Raw genomic sequence first — 12,633 nt, 5'->3', positions numbered from 1 at the left:
GATTTACGCCCCGGTCCGTTGTGCGGCGAATGCCTCCGCGCCGCCGGCCGCCACGACATCGCTCCACGCCGGCCGCAGCATCTCGAACTTGTCGGTTTGGCGACCGTACCAGCCCGCACCGTGAAGGCGCGAGACCAGCTTCATCGCCGGCACATCGATATGGATGCGCTCGCGGTCGAGAAGGAATTCGTCGCCGACATGCGCGTGCAGCACTTCGGCCAGAATCGCAACCTGATTGACGCCCGTTTCCAGATAATGCCGCACCACGCATTCGAAACTTGCAGGTGCCTCGGCAACCCGCGGTGGGGCTACGGCGATACTCGGGACCATCAAGAGATCTGCAAGTGCGATCTCGTCGATCTCCGGCGGCGCGTCGATCGACGTCAGATTCATGGCTTCGGCGGATGATTCGCCGACTAGATTCACCACGAACTCTCCTGTCTCGCGGATGTTGGCAGCTGTATCCTTTAGCCTTTTTTCCGTATGGGCGACCAAGCCAAGCGCGATGATCGGCGGGTCGCTTCCGAGCGCATTGAAGAAACTGAACGGTGAAAGATTCAGTGAGCCGTCAGCGGCCTGTGACGTGACCCATGCGATCGGGCGCGGCGTGATGCAGGCGCCGATGATCTTGTATCGATCGCCGGCCCCGAGCGCCCGCATGTCGAAAATCATCCTCTTGCTCCGTTTTTTGCCGACGCGCCAATGATGCGCGCGTAGAGACGCAGATCGCTCAAGCCTAAATGAATTTCAAGACTCAAAGCCATAGAGAGTGATCCAAAATGTCGGAATAAGCCGGTAATGCAGGCAATATCCCGAACGGGTCGAGTTGACAGGCGCCGCATTTTATTTTAGGCCTATAGCATTTCAGAGGAGGTAGAGTATGACCGATCGGAGCTACGATCAGTACCGCGAGGATGTTGCCGGACGCGCAAATGTCGCCGACACTCCCGAACTGCTGGCATATTACCGGCGCCTCCAGGCAATCGGGACCGGTGCACTCTGGACCGTCGCCAACAAGATCGAGCCCTGGGAGCCGGTCTCGACGTCGGTTCCGATGCTGTGGCGGTACGACGATCTGCGTGAGGACGTCCTCAAGGCCCTTGATCTGGTCACGCCCGAGCAGGCGGGACGCCGCGTAATTTACCTTGAGAACAACGGACGAAGCGACGTCGTCGCGGCGGTCGGCTGGCTCTATTCCGGCCTTCAGGTGATGCGCCCCGGCGAGTGCGCGTCGAGCCACCGGCACAGCGCGTCGGCGCTCCGTTTCATCATGGAAGGATCCGGCGCCTTCACCAATGTCGACGGTCACAAGATGACGCTCGGTGCTAATGACTTTGTACTGACCCCGAACGGCACGTGGCACGAGCATGGCGTTGCAAACGATGGCACCGTGTGCATCTGGCAGGACGGGCTCGACATCCCGCTGATGAATGCGCTCGAAGCCAACTTCTACGAGGTGCATCCTGATCTCAGCCAGGCGATTTCCTTCCCGGTCAACGATTCGACGGCAATCTGGGCGAACGGGGGACTCCGGCCTGCCGGCCAGCCCTGGTCGAAACGATATTCGCCGCTTCTGAAATATGAGTGGGGGCCGACCTACGAAGCGCTCAACCGATATGCGCAAATGACCGATGGATCGCCGTACGACGGCGTACAGATGGACTATGTCAATCCGCACGACGGCAGCCCGGTCATGCAGACGATCGGCGCCTCGATGCAGCTGCTGCGGCCAGGCGAGCGCACCAAAGCTCACCGCCAGGTCGGAAGCTTCGTCTATCAGTGCGCCAAGGGCTCGGGCTGGTCAGTCATAAACGGGAAGCGCTTCGACTGGAAGGAGCGGGACATCTTCGTCGTCCCGGCCTGGATGTATCATGAGCATGCGAATGGTTCTGACAGAGAGGACGCGTGCCTCTTCTCGTTCCACGACCTGCCCACGATGCGCGCGCTCGGTCTGTATCGGGAAGAAGCCTTCGGAGAAAACGACGGCCACCAGCCGGTAATCGCCTGACATTTAGCCAACAGATAAGAGAGAGATTCATGCGCCTAGTCACATACCGTTCCACTGTCGAATCCGAAGCCAGGCTGGGTGCCATCGTCGGCGATCTCGTCGTCGATCTCGCCTTGCTCGGGGCAGCGGACGGCATCGTCCTTCCCGCGACGATGCTGGAGTTCATCGACCATGGCCCTCAGGCGGTAAAGGCGGCTGACGCGCTCGTCGGGAAATTCGCGGATGGTTTCCCGGTCGGGACAGCTTGGCCGCTCGCCAACGTGACACTGCTGGCGCCGATCCCTCGCCCGCGCAAGAACATCTTCGGCATCGGACTCAACTACACCGAACATGTCGCTGAGTCGGCCAAGTCTCTCGACACGTCGCCAGACCTGCCACGTCAGCCGGTCATCTTTTCGAAGCCGCCGACGACTGTCGTCGGGCCTGGCGACCCGATCCTCCACAACAAGAACATCACCCAGCAACTCGACTGGGAGGTGGAGCTTGCTACGATCATTGGGACGCGTGCTAAGGGCGTTTCGCGCGAGAACGCCCTTGCCTATGTTTTCGGATATACCGTCCTCATCGACATGAGCGCGCGAGATTGCCGTCGTGCGGGTCAGTGGATTTATTCGAAGGGGCAGGACAGCTTCGCACCAATGGGTCCGTGGATCGTGACAGCAGACGAGATTCCCGACCCGCAGACGCTCGATCTATGGCTCACCGTCAACGGGGCTGAGAAACAGCGGAGCAACACTGCCTACATGCTGTTCAAGGTCGACGAGCTCGTGGCCGACATCAGCCAAGGCATCACCCTCGAGCCCGGCGACATCATCGCCACCGGGACGCCCGCCGGCGTCGGCGCGGGTCGCGAGCCTCAGGAATGGGTATGGCCGGGCGACACCATCGTCGCGACCGTCGAAGGCATCGGCACGCTCCGGCACCCCGTCGTCGACGCTAGCTGACCGCACGGCGCTTTTTTCCGCATCAGTGAAGGGGTGCCTCGGTCGAGGCACCCTTTTTCAATGAAGGTCTATATGCAGGACGGCTTGGCGGGATGCGATCTGCTCGGGCCGCAAAATCGTCGCTTCCGAAACGCCCGTCACGTGGACCATCCCGACGTACGCAGCCTCTCTGGCAACCCGATGCCCGACACACCGGTCACCCTTCGCGGCGGTATCAACCAGATCACCAACCGGGTGCTTGTGGGTGGCAGCGACGTACTCCTGCCTGCCTATCTATGCGCTTGCCTCATCCTCGTTGCCAGTATTGCTGCTGGCCTGACCCTCTGGTGGAAGCGCAGGCCGCAAGGGAGGCTTGGTGAGCCACAGCTTAAAGTGGGCGACCGGATACCGGGCGGTGTGAAGGCGCTGATCGCTACCCTTGCCATCCTGTTTCCTCTGGTCGGTGCGACCATGGTGCCGGTCTTGGCTTGGGGCATGTGGCGTCAAAAATGTCGGGCTAGCAGTCGAACGGGCTGAAATCAAAGCGAGGGAGGAAACGGCACTGCCCGGATCGCGAATTGAATTGCGGCACATCCGCTATGTGGTCGCTGCTGCGGACCATGGCAGCTTTCGCCGCGCTGCGGCCGCTCTTGGCATTCAGGAGTCGGCTGTAAGCCGCCGGATTCGTGATCTTGAAGATCGACTGGGCACGGCCTTTTTCATCCGCTCTCCGGGCGGCGTAAAGCTCACACATGCAGGCAAGCAATTCGTCCAGCGTGGGCGCAAAGCGTTGTCCGAGATTGGCATGGCGAAGGCTGAAATCTCGGCGATCGGTCGCGGAGATGACGGCCACCTGAAGATCGGTATCTTCTCGTCATTGGCTTCGGGGTTTCTTTCAGAGCTCGTCCAGGCCTTTGGCGAGCAACATGCGGCAGTCCAACTCACTTTCATCGATGGCAATCCGGCTGAGCATCTTGCGGCAATCCGCCAGCACCAGTTGGATGTCGCCTTCATTACCGGCTCCGGCTCTTGGCCGGGATGTACCAGTCAGCATCTCTGGTCGGAACGAATTTTCGCGGTTCTGCCCACGCATCATCCCCGCGCAGGCGACCTCAAGGTCAATTTCGAGGATCTGGCCCATGAGCCGTTCATGGTGAGCGAGGCTGCGCCGGGCGAGGAAATCCACGACTATCTGGTGCAGAGACTCGCCAGCCTCGGAAGACATCCTGACATCCATCAGCATCTGGTTGGGCGGGACAATCTGATGCAATTGGTTGCCTTGGGGCGCGGGCTTACGGTCACGAGCGAAGCCACCGCGGGAGCACAGTTCCCTGGCGTGGTGTTCAGACCCATCGAGGATGAAGTACTCCCCTTCTGCGGAGTTTGGTCGGGAAGCAATGACAACCCTGCGCTGGCGGGCCTACTGGACTTGGCCCGATCGATGACCAGCGCCGTCGAACAATCCGCCTTCAGTTTCCTGTTCCCTGACAAGGGGGACGGCGATCCTTAGGATCTTTTGGTCTCGAGGGGGTCAACAGTGCGCGTACCGATTGCGCCATGTCCGAAATATGTATGCAAATTTCGGACATGCCGGTCCAGACTATCATTCGCCGGTTCGGCGTTCGGCATCGCGCCGGGCTTTGGCAAAACCTCGGTCCGAGGCGACGAAGCGCTCGAGCATAGGAACGATCAGGCGGATGGGGTCGCCGTTCGCGTGCCCCGCTTCGCGACCCAGAATAGCCGCATAGGCTACGAGGTCGCGGTGTAGGCTCGCCGGCAATTCCAATGTGACCTTGACCGGCTTGTCGTCTGCGATCGGCCCAAGTTTCAGCTTTGCCATCTCAGCCTCCGTAGGGTTCAAGGACAAGGTCGTGGGTCACCATCACCCGGACTGGAAATCCGGGCCTGATGGTCAAAGTGGGCGCGATTCCGAGCTGCCGGCTGACAATCTGCTGGCCAGTTTGGCTGATGCTGTTCGAGGCCCCCGAGCGCAGCGCCTGCACCAGGCTGCTCTCGTTCTGGCTGGTGCCCGCCTCAGCACCCACCGAAAGCAGCGTCGAAAGCGCCGCTGCCTTGAACATCTCACCCCAGTGGAAATCGACGCCATCTTCGAGGCCCGCATAGCCTTCGGCGTTGGCGCCGGGTTGCCGTTCAAGGACGATGGAGCGTCCGTCTGGCATGATGAGGCGGCTCCAGACCAGCAGGACCCGGCGCTGGCCGAAGCCGACGCCGCTGTCATACTGGCCGATGATCCGCGTTCCTTGAGGCACCAAGAGGATGCGACCAGTGGGGCTGTCATAGACGTTTTGCGTGACCTGCGCGGTGATCTGGCCGGGCACGTCGGAGCGGATTCCGGTGATCAGGGCAGCGGGAATGACCGCGCCCGCCTGAAGGACATTGGCAGAGGCAGGCGCCATGACCCGGTCGGGCGCAATGGTGCGCTTGTCAGGTGTTTGCCCGAGGAACGCGAGTTGGCGGTCCTGCGCCGTCGGTGTGGCCGGTTGCGGCGCAAGACCGAGACCGGCAAGGTCGGTCGGGGCTGCACCGGACTGCGGGGCAGGCGAAGCATTCCCGGTGACCGACTGGGAAGCCGAGAACAGGCGAGCCGTCCGTGCCGCCTCCAATTCCTGACGGCGGCGTTGAATTTCAGGATCGGGACCGGTTGGCGCGGCAGCCTGCGGCGCCATGCCAGGTGCAGGAACGGGCTGGCCGTTATTCTGGGCATTGAGAATTGGTCGCCCAAGGTCGCCCGGAAGCGGTGGCCCAAGCCGCGGGACCGCACTGTAGTCCTTGGGTAGCCCCGCCAAGCCATCCGGAGCGCTGCGACCATCCGTCGTGTAGAGTTCCTCGGTCGCCTTGCCGCCGTGCTGGGCCTGGAGCGCGTAGATCAGCGTGCCCCCAATCCCGAGGCCGGTCACGATTCCGACGCCGGCCAGCACCTTGCGCGACAGACGTGTCACACGAGGCGGTTCGGGCCGCAGTCGCATGCGGGCGACCGGCTCGCCGACAAGCGGCAGTGCGTTATCATCAACGTCCGCGTCCGGCAGGGCAGAACCCTGCGGCGCTCCACCATCTCCTTTTCCGGGTTCATGCTGTTCGGTCACGATGCCGGCCTCCCGTCGGTACGGGAGATCCGGACCCGCTGCTGGTGCTTGCCGGACCCGAAGCGCAGTTCCGCGGCTGCAAAGAGCCGGTCAACGATCATGTAGTTGGCGCGGACCCGGTAATTCACCAGTTCGGAGGTGTCGCCTTCAGGGCCGACCACGAAGATCGGCGGCATCTCCCCTTGGGCAACACCGCGCGGGAATTCGATGAAGACCTGGCGACCATCGTCAAATGCCCGCAGTGGCTTCCACGCTGCCCGATCGCCCACGATCTCGTAGCGGAAATTGACGCGGGCAAGATCAATGCCCGACGCGACGGGCTCGGCGGCCCTTGCCTCGGCATTCTGGCGGCGGAGCGCAATGAGCTGGTCTTGCGGATACTGCCACGAGACCGACGCCATGTAGGTCTTCTCGGTGGACCGCAGCTCGATGTGGTAGGTGCGGGAGGTGGTGTTGATGACGAGGTTGGTCATCAGCGAGGCGCGCGTCGGCTTGACGAGGATGTGGACCTGCCGGGATGCGCCGACGCCGCTCTCGGTATCGCCGATGATCCAACGAACGGTGTCGCCAGCGGCAACGGGGCCTGTGCCGACGAGTTGTTCGCCCGGTTGCAGGCTGATGTCGGTGATCTGCCCTGGCGCGGTATAGACCTGATAGAGCGCCCCATCGACGAACGGGTAGACCTGAATGGCATTGATGAAGCCGTTCCTGACCGGCTGCATGCGCGCGGCGGCATTGGCAGCGTTCACGCGGGAGGCTGGATTAGTAAGCTCGGACGGGGACGGCCCGTCCCTGCCGACCGGCTTCAGCTGTCCTGGTAGCGGCAGCACCTGCGGCAGTTCGACGACGCGGACGGGTGCCGGTGGTTCGACCGCTTGCACGGCGGCGGGCGCATCGTCGAAATTGATGGTAGGCGGTTTCTGCACCGTGGCGCAGCCGCCCAGCGTGGACGTGGCCAGCAGTACAGCCAGCGCAGATCTGCGAACGGCGGGCATGGCTGCGAGCAGGAAAGCCGGGAACCCCCGGCTCGCGGCTAGGCGCAAGGTGGGTATCATTGTCCAAGCTCCTTCGACCAGTTGATGGCGTTGACGTAGATGCCGAGCGGATTGGCCCGGAGTTTCTCGGGATCGCGGGGCGGTTGCACGGCGATGGTGAGGATGGCGGTCCAGCGTTCGGTCGCTGCGAGCGCGCTGTCCTGATAGGTGCGCTGGACCCAGGCGACGCGGAACGAGTTGGGCGAGGCCCTGATCACGCTGGAGACGTCGATCGCCACCTGCGTCTTGCCGACTTTGGCGAAGGGATCGTTGGCACGGGCATAATCGCCCAGCGCCAGTGCCCCGGCCTGAGTGGTGAAGTCGTAGGCCCGCAGCCAGTTCTGGCGCACGATGATCGGGTCAGCGGGGATGCTCCTGACCTGCTCGATGAAGCGCGCGAGATAGAACGCGATCTGTGGGTCGCTCGGCTGATAGTCGGCGGTCGCTGGAGCAACAGCCTGAGCCTGTCCCAGATGATCGACCTGCACCACCCAGGGCACGATCGAGCCGCTGGAGGTCTGCCAGACCAGTGCCGCAGAAAGGCCCACCGACAGGGTGAGTGAGCCGAAGGCCATGAGCCGCCAGTTGCGGGCCTGGACGCGGGCCGACCCGATGCGGTCGTCCCAGATCTGCGCTGCGCGCTGATAAGGCGTCTCGGACGCGGGCGATTTGCCATAGTGGGTCGAGGGTCGTTTGAAGATGCTCATGGGTCAGTCGCTTTCGGAGAGGTTGATGGACGCGCCACCGCCGTGGCTGTCGCCGGCTTTGACGGCGTGCGCGGCGACCTGGACGCCTTGGGAAAGTTGCTGATTGCGCTTCATGCGCTTGGCCCAATCGGGCTGACTTTCCGGGGGCGGCGATGAAGCAGTTGCGGCGGGGGCGCCTTCGGTGGCTCCGCCAGCGATCCCGGCAGTAGCATCGGCGCCCGCCTGATAGCTGGACTTGAAGCTGTCGGCAGTTTTCGAAGCGGCCCGTTTAAGCGGCGAAGCGGCGGCTTGAGCGCCAGTGCTGACGACATTGGCGAGACCAGAAGCCACGCTGGCAACGCCGGTCTTTTCGGCCGCACCCAAACTATAGGCGGTCGATGCTCCTCCTGCGAGCGCTGCACCGCCGCGCGCGGCGGCGGCGGCCCCGCCTGCCAATGCGGCTCCGCCTGATGCGACGGCTCCTGCAGCGCTGGCCCCGGCAACGACCATGCCGCCAGCGGCAAGGCCAGTCCCCACGGCGGCGCCGGCGCCCAACTGCGGTCCGCCCGAGACGATGCCGTTCGCAATGCCCGGTCCGAAAATGCCAAGGCCGAGCAGCGACAGGGCGGCAAGAACGATGGCCATGGCCTCGTCGATCGTTGGCGTCGCACCGCCGAAGCCTGCTGTGAACTCGGAGAACAGCGTCGAGCCGATGCCGACGATGACGGCGAGCACCAGCACTTTGATGCCAGACGAAATCACATTGCCGAGCACGCGTTCAGCCATGAAGGCGCTTTTGCCGAAGAGGCCGAAGGGTATGAGCACGAAGCCTGCGAGCGTCGTCAGCTTGAACTCGATCAGGGTCACGAAAAGCTGGATAGCAAGGACGAAGAAGGCGAGCAGCACCAGCGCCCAGGCGAAGAGCATGACGGCGATCTGGATGAAGTTCTCGAAGAAGGACCAGTAGCCCATCATGTTGGAGATCGAGTCGAGCAGCGGTCGCCCGGCATCGAGCCCTGTCTGCGCGACCTTGCCGGGGCTGAGGAGGTCGGCGGTGCTGAAGCCCGACCCGCTAGCCTTGAGACCAAGGCCGGCGAAGCTTTCGAAGACGATACGGGCGAGGTTATTCCAGTTGCCGATGATGTAAGCGAACATGCCAACGAACAGCGTCTTCTTGATCAGGCGCGCCATGATGTCGTCGTCGGCGCCCCACGACCAGAACAGCGCGGCAAGCGTAACGTCGATAACCACCAGCGTTGTCGCAATGAATGCGACTTCGCCGTGCAGGAGACCGAAGCCACCATCGATGTAGCGGGTGAAGACCTCGAGAAAATGGTCGATGACGCCGGTGCCGCCCATGTCAGCGGACCTCCGTGGGATCGGATGCAGACTGCTCCGGCTCAGATCCGAGGAAGCGACGGCGATTGTCGGCCCAAGCCTTCAGGCATTGCGGATCGTGTGCACCGGCCTCGCCCGCTTGCCCGCAGCGGGCAAGCTGCGCGTCGAGCGGATCTTGGGTAACGATGGACGGCACCTTTGCCGGTGCTGTTTCCGGCGCTGAATCGCGGCGGCTCATATCGATCGCGGTTGCCGTGACCGCGAGGGCCACGAAAACAACGGCGCCGATGCGTGCGAGGGTCTTGCCGTCCATCGTCCGACCTCAATTGCCTGACTGGAACATCTTGGCGTTGCCGGGCTGGTAGCCGCTGCCGGGCGTCAGGAACCGGCGGCGCTGTTCCTGACCCTGTGCCGCCGCGGCCGCCTGTTCTGCGGATTGGAGCGCCTGCGCCCGGCCATTGGCCGCGATAAGCGCGGTGAGGTCGGCCAGTTGCTGTGCCTGAAGCGCGAGGAGCTGGTTGCCGGCTTGTGCTGCCTGCAAGGCTCCGGTCGCGCCCTGGCTCTGGCCGATGAGCGCCGACATCTGGGTACGGTTGGTGTCGATATTGCCGACGACACCAGCCTGCACGCGCATGGCATCCTGCAAGCCGCCGACCGTATTCTGCCAACGCGTGCGCGCATCGGCGATGAGCTGGGTATCGCTCGCCGACATGGCGGTGCTGCCATATTTGAGCTGAAAAGCGCGGTCGATCGACTGCACGTCATAGGCGATGTTCTGGGCCTGGCTCAGCAGCGACTGGGTGCGCTGTACCGACTGCTGGAGCTGCTGGAGCGCTGAATAGGGCAGGCTCGCGAGGTTGCGGGCCTGATTGATCAGCGACTGCGCCTCATTTTGGAGCGAGGTGATCTGGTTCGTGATCTGCTGGAGGGATCGCGCCGCTGTCAGCACATTCTGCGCGTAGTTCGAGGGATCGTAGACGATCCCACCAAACCCGAATTGTGCGTAAGCCGGCGCTGCCAGCATCGGAGTGAGGGCCACAGGGGCGATAAGCAGCGCGGCAATGAGCCGAACGCTGCGCGTGCGGCGCAGTTTCATGGGGCTTTGTCCTGGTTTGTGAGGTTGGGGACGAGGTCAGCGGCCCAGCCGAGCCCGTGGTGCCGAAGCCATTGGATAAGGAAGGCTTCGCGTCCGTGCTCGCTGAGGATCTTGGCAATGGCGGCCTGATCGGTCTTCGATGAGGCAGCGCAGAGCGCCAGTGCGACGTCGGACAGACCCAGCTCGAAGAGCCGGTTGCCGCGCCGGGACTGGCAGTAATAGTCGCGCTTGGGGGCTGCCCTCGCGATGATCTCGATCTGGCGATCGTTGAGCCCGAAGCGGCGATAGATGGCCGTGATCTGTGGTTCGATCGCGCGTTCATTGGGGAGGAGCAGCCGGGTCTGGCAGCTCTCGATGATGGCGGGCGCGATTGCCGACCCGTCGATGTCGGATAGCGACTGGGTAGCAAAAACGACGCTGGCGTTCTTCTTGCGCAGTGTTTTCAGCCATTCGCGCAGCTGGCTGGCGAAGCCCTCGTCATCGAGCGCTAGCCAGCCTTCATCGATGATGATGAGAGTTGGCGATCCGTCGAGGCGGTCTTCGATCCGGTGGAAGAGGTACGCCAGGACCGCCGATGCTGCCCCGGTGCCGATCAGTCCCTCGGTCTCGAACGCCTGCACCGTGGCGCTGCCGAGATATTCGGCCTCGGCATCGAGCAGGCGGCCGTAGGCGCCGCCGACGCAATAGGGACGCAGCGCCTGCTTCAGATCATTGGACTGGAGCAGGACCGCAAGGCCGGTGAGGGTCCGCTCGTCGACGGGCGCTGAGGCCAGTGAAGTCAGCGCGGTCCAGACGTGCTCCTTCACGTCGGGAGTCATTGCCACGCCTTCGCGCGTCAGGATCGCGCCGATCCAGTCAGCAGCCCAGCCGCGTTCGGCGAGATCATCGACCCGCGCGAGCGGTTGCAGGTTGACCGAGGTGTCCGCTGCGTCAGTGAGACCGCCACCGAGATCGTGCCAGTCGCCGCCCATGGCGATCGCGGCTGCCCGGATCGACCCTCCGAAATCGAAGGCGAAGACCTGTGCTCCGGCATAACGGCGGAACTGAAGCGCCATGAGCGCCAGGAGAACGGACTTGCCCGCGCCGGTCGGGCCGACGACGAGCGTGTGCCCGACATCGCCGACGTGAAGGGAAAACCGGAACGGGGTCGAGCCTTCGGTCTTGCCGAAGAGCAGTGGGGGCGCTGCAAAATGCTCGTCCCGTTCCGGCCCCGCCCACACCGCTGACAAGGGTATCATGTGGGCGAGGTTCAAAGTGCTGATGGGCGGCTGCCGGACGTTGGCGTAGACATGCCCCGGCAGGGAGCCGAGCCAGGCATCGACCGCGTTGATGGTTTCCGGACTGGCGGTGAAATCGCGGCCCTGGATGATCTTCTCGACAAGGCACAGCTTTTCATCGGCGGTGCGCGGATCGAGATCCCAGACCGTCACGGTCGCTGTGACATAGGCCATGCCTGCATAGTCCGCCCCGAGTTCCTGGAGCGCGAGGTCGGCGTCGGCGGCCTTGTTCGCCGCGTCGGTATCTACGAGGACCGATGCCTCGTTGGTCATCACCTCTTTGAGGATCGCAGCGACGCTTTTGCGCTTGGCGAACCATTGCCGCCTGATCTTGGTCAGCAGCTTGGTCGCATCGGTCTTGTCGAGCAGGATCGCCCGTGTCGCCCATCGGTATGGGAATGCCAGGCGATTGAGCTCGTCGAGCAGACCTGGCGTGGTGGCTGTCGGGAAGCCGGTGATGGTGAGAACCCGCAGATGCGAAGCACCAAGGCGCGGCTCGAGGCCGCCGGTCAGCGGCTGATCGGCAAGCAACGCATCGAGATACATCGGCGTTTCGGGCACGCGGACGCGGTGCCGCTTCGTCGATACGCAGCCGTGGAGGTAGGTCAGCGTCTCGGCATCATCGAGCCAGCGACATTCGGGCATGAAGGTTTCGATCAGCCGCAGGATGCGATCGGTGCGGTCGGCAAAGCCGGCGAGCACTTCGAACGGCGCGATGCCGGAATGCTCCCGACCCTCGTAAAGCCAACTTTCCGCGCGGGAGGCGTCTTCCGCTGGCGGCAAAAAGCAGATGGTGAGGAAGTAGGCGGACTCGTAGTGTGCGCCAGCTTCCTCGAAATCGGCCTTGCGCTCGGCATCGACCAGCGCTGAGGCGGCGTCGGGGAACCGGCAGTCGGGGTAATGGGCCGCGGTATGGCGATCGGCCTCGACGAAGATCGCCCAGCCCGATCCGAGGCGGCGGAAGGCATTGTTGAGCCGCCCGGCTACGGCGACCAGTTCGGCAGGCACTGCGGAATCGAGGTCCGGCCCGCGGAACCGAGCCGTGCGCTGGAAGCTGCCGTCCTTGTTGAGGACCATCCCTTGGCCGACCAGCGCTGCCCAGGGCAGGAAATCGGCGAGCCGGCTGTTGCGGTTGCGGTATTCGGCGAGGTTGAACACGGATGGGCG

General features: G+C 63.5%; 13 protein-coding genes. 4 read left to right on the top strand and 9 right to left on the bottom strand.

What is annotated here, in order from left to right; genetic code table 11:
• Positions 1 to 3: 3 nt before the first annotated feature.
• A complete protein-coding gene (locus NN5_RS08915) occupies positions 4 to 672 on the bottom strand; it encodes a flavin reductase family protein (RefSeq protein WP_067733923.1) in 669 nt (222 codons plus the stop codon).
• A gap of 208 nt (positions 673 to 880) precedes the next feature.
• Here NN5_RS08915 and NN5_RS08910 point away from each other — a divergent pair, with 208 nt between their 5' ends.
• Genes NN5_RS08910 through NN5_RS08900 form a run of 4 tightly spaced genes read left to right on the top strand, consistent with a single transcriptional unit; the run spans position 881 to position 4,441 of the window.
• The gene (locus tag NN5_RS08910) at positions 881 to 2,008 is read left to right on the top strand and encodes a cupin domain-containing protein (protein ID WP_067733922.1); all 1,128 of its coding nucleotides are present in this window, start codon (positions 881 to 883) and stop codon (positions 2,006 to 2,008) included.
• Between the two features lie 29 nt (positions 2,009 to 2,037).
• Positions 2,038 to 2,952 carry a fumarylacetoacetate hydrolase family protein gene (locus NN5_RS08905; protein WP_067733921.1) on the top strand — a complete coding sequence of 305 codons (915 nt, stop codon included), beginning with the start codon at positions 2,038 to 2,040 and terminating at the stop codon, positions 2,950 to 2,952.
• 60 nt (positions 2,953 to 3,012) lie between these two features.
• Positions 3,013 to 3,468, top strand: coding sequence for a hypothetical protein (locus NN5_RS25755; protein ID WP_157081066.1), 456 nt, complete (start codon positions 3,013 to 3,015; stop codon positions 3,466 to 3,468).
• A gap of 46 nt (positions 3,469 to 3,514) precedes the next feature.
• The gene (locus tag NN5_RS08900; RefSeq protein ID WP_245656367.1) at positions 3,515 to 4,441 is read left to right on the top strand and encodes a LysR family transcriptional regulator; all 927 of its coding nucleotides are present in this window, start codon (positions 3,515 to 3,517) and stop codon (positions 4,439 to 4,441) included.
• A gap of 93 nt (positions 4,442 to 4,534) precedes the next feature.
• On the opposite strand, the gene NN5_RS08895 is transcribed toward NN5_RS08900, so the two are convergent.
• From NN5_RS08895 to trbE, 8 genes are all read right to left on the bottom strand, one after another.
• Positions 4,535 to 4,771 (bottom strand): DUF2274 domain-containing protein, encoded by a 237-nt coding sequence (locus tag NN5_RS08895; protein WP_067733920.1) that lies wholly within the window; start codon positions 4,769 to 4,771, stop codon positions 4,535 to 4,537.
• A gap of 1 nt (position 4,772) precedes the next feature.
• Positions 4,773 to 5,918, bottom strand: coding sequence for a TraB/TrbI/VirB10 family type IV secretion system protein (locus NN5_RS08890; RefSeq protein ID WP_084384842.1), 1,146 nt, complete (start codon positions 5,916 to 5,918; stop codon positions 4,773 to 4,775).
• 113 nt (positions 5,919 to 6,031) lie between these two features.
• Positions 6,032 to 7,090, bottom strand: coding sequence for a P-type conjugative transfer protein TrbG (trbG, locus tag NN5_RS08885; protein WP_084384830.1), 1,059 nt, complete (start codon positions 7,088 to 7,090; stop codon positions 6,032 to 6,034).
• Positions 7,087 to 7,770: a conjugal transfer protein TrbF gene (gene trbF / locus NN5_RS08880; RefSeq protein WP_084384841.1), complete on the bottom strand. Its 684-nt coding sequence runs from the start codon at positions 7,768 to 7,770 to the stop codon at positions 7,087 to 7,089. Before trbF ends, trbG begins: the two co-directional genes overlap by 4 nt.
• Before the next feature lie 9 nt (positions 7,771 to 7,779).
• A complete protein-coding gene (gene trbL / locus NN5_RS08875) occupies positions 7,780 to 9,114 on the bottom strand; it encodes a P-type conjugative transfer protein TrbL (RefSeq protein ID WP_067733917.1) in 1,335 nt (444 codons plus the stop codon).
• Position 9,115: 1 nt separating this feature from the next.
• The gene (gene trbK-alt / locus NN5_RS08870) at positions 9,116 to 9,406 is read right to left on the bottom strand and encodes a putative entry exclusion protein TrbK-alt (RefSeq protein WP_067733916.1); all 291 of its coding nucleotides are present in this window, start codon (positions 9,404 to 9,406) and stop codon (positions 9,116 to 9,118) included.
• A gap of 9 nt (positions 9,407 to 9,415) precedes the next feature.
• A complete protein-coding gene (gene trbJ, locus NN5_RS08865; RefSeq protein WP_067733915.1) occupies positions 9,416 to 10,189 on the bottom strand; it encodes a P-type conjugative transfer protein TrbJ in 774 nt (257 codons plus the stop codon).
• Entirely contained in the window at positions 10,186 to 12,624 is a 2,439-nt protein-coding gene (gene trbE, locus NN5_RS08860; protein ID WP_067733914.1) for a conjugal transfer protein TrbE, read from the bottom strand. The genes trbJ and trbE overlap by 4 nt, the downstream gene beginning before the upstream one ends.
• Positions 12,625 to 12,633 lie beyond the last annotated feature (9 nt).

The organism is Novosphingobium naphthalenivorans NBRC 102051, from assembly GCF_001590985.1.
GTDB lineage: Bacteria > Pseudomonadota > Alphaproteobacteria > Sphingomonadales > Sphingomonadaceae > Novosphingobium > Novosphingobium naphthalenivorans.
Note: the sequence above shows the minus strand (reverse complement) of the source record. Positions and strands in the feature narration are given on the sequence as shown.

What these genes read in the sequence shown, in the direction of transcription:
- NN5_RS08915 (WP_067733923.1), bottom strand. Translation starts at nt 672, where the DNA reads ATGATTTTCGACATGCGGGCGCTCGGGGCCGGCGATCGATACAAGATC.
- NN5_RS08910 (WP_067733922.1), top strand. Translation starts at nt 881, where the DNA reads ATGACCGATCGGAGCTACGATCAGTACCGCGAGGATGTTGCCGGACGC.
- NN5_RS08905 (WP_067733921.1), top strand. Translation starts at nt 2,038, where the DNA reads ATGCGCCTAGTCACATACCGTTCCACTGTCGAATCCGAAGCCAGGCTG.
- NN5_RS25755 (WP_157081066.1), top strand. Translation starts at nt 3,013, where the DNA reads ATGAAGGTCTATATGCAGGACGGCTTGGCGGGATGCGATCTGCTCGGG.
- NN5_RS08895 (WP_067733920.1), bottom strand. Translation starts at nt 4,771, where the DNA reads ATGGCAAAGCTGAAACTTGGGCCGATCGCAGACGACAAGCCGGTCAAG.
- NN5_RS08890 (WP_084384842.1), bottom strand. Translation starts at nt 5,918, where the DNA reads ATGCGACTGCGGCCCGAACCGCCTCGTGTGACACGTCTGTCGCGCAAG.
- trbG (WP_084384830.1), bottom strand. Translation starts at nt 7,090, where the DNA reads ATGATACCCACCTTGCGCCTAGCCGCGAGCCGGGGGTTCCCGGCTTTC.
- trbL (WP_067733917.1), bottom strand. Translation starts at nt 9,114, where the DNA reads ATGGGCGGCACCGGCGTCATCGACCATTTTCTCGAGGTCTTCACCCGC.
- trbK-alt (WP_067733916.1), bottom strand. Translation starts at nt 9,406, where the DNA reads ATGGACGGCAAGACCCTCGCACGCATCGGCGCCGTTGTTTTCGTGGCC.
- trbJ (WP_067733915.1), bottom strand. Translation starts at nt 10,189, where the DNA reads ATGAAACTGCGCCGCACGCGCAGCGTTCGGCTCATTGCCGCGCTGCTT.